The sequence below is a fragment of the Anaerovibrio sp. genome (assembly GCF_045637405.1).
GTDB lineage: Bacteria > Bacillota > Negativicutes > Selenomonadales > Selenomonadaceae > Anaerovibrio.
In genome coordinates this window covers 1-1,043 of record NZ_JAZTZI010000067.1, presented here as the reverse complement: position 1 = coordinate 1,043, position 1,043 = coordinate 1, and the positions used below count along the sequence as shown (strand labels likewise).

Sequence of the window (1,043 nt, the reverse complement as noted above, 5' to 3'; positions counted from 1 at the left end):
AGCTTGGCTGAGGCCGCTCAGCGAGGAGTAGATAAGTTGACGTGGAACTTCTCCTTCCCTACGGCCTTTTCCAAGGAGCAGCAGTTTGCCTTTGAGGCAACCTGTCAGGAAGCGGTGACCGATGCCTACGATAATGCTTCCTTTGAAATAGATCGGGATATGGATACCATTAAGCCTTGGCCAGAAAGCAAGGCTTCAGCGTATTATTTCAATAAGCTGGGGCATAGTGACACCAACTTTAGCGAAGGGGCAATTTGCCTGGATATTGGTGGCGGAACTACGGATATTTCCATTATTAGCGGCCAGCCAGGACGGATTGTTTATCATACTTCCATTCAGTTTGCCGGACGCTATTTGTTCCGTCCAATCTATCAGAATTATTCCTTGTTTGTTAAGAATTTACCAGATAGCAGTGATGCCGAGCAGGAAAAGTATTTGACCATTATTGATGCCGATTTGCGGGAGCATAGCGAAGAATATCTTAAGAACCTCAAGAACCTCACTGGTCGTGAAGAGGTTAAGAAAGTACTCCAGCAGTCCCAGATGGCCATGGCAGGTATATTCTACTATTTGGGCAGCTTGTTGGGCGAACTGCATGCCAAGGAAGTTTATGCCGAAAATCATGTACCAGATATTTTTGTGGGTGGTAATGGTTCCCGTATCTTCTCCTGGCTTACAGGAGGTACCTTCAATAGTGCCAACCCGTATTTGGCTGTGCTTAAGAATATGATGATAAAGGCTTCCGGTTTAGATGAGGATTCCCGCTTTAACATCAATTTGAGCAGCCAGCCAAAGGTGGAGGTTGCCAGTGGTATGATCGAGCAGCGTCCGCATAATGATGATGAGTTCTTTGATGAAGAAAAGCAGAAGGTAACTCTCTTTGGTAAGCATGTGGATGATTATATTGCCAGCTCCGTTATTGCCGGCAACAGTTTTGTAACTGATGGTACGGCAAGCGATAAGACATCCTTTATTTCGGCCTATGATATCACCAAGGGCATCAAGGTGGAATCCTTGGATGAAATCGACAGCTTTATGGAGGC

General features: G+C 45.7%; 1 protein-coding gene. It reads left to right on the top strand.

Going from position 1 to position 1,043, the window contains the following annotated elements; translation table 11 throughout:
* Positions 1 to 36: 36 nt before the first annotated feature.
* On the top strand, positions 37 to 1,043 hold a 1,007-nt coding region (locus ACKI5G_RS05165; RefSeq protein WP_407398280.1), incomplete at its 3' end, for a hypothetical protein.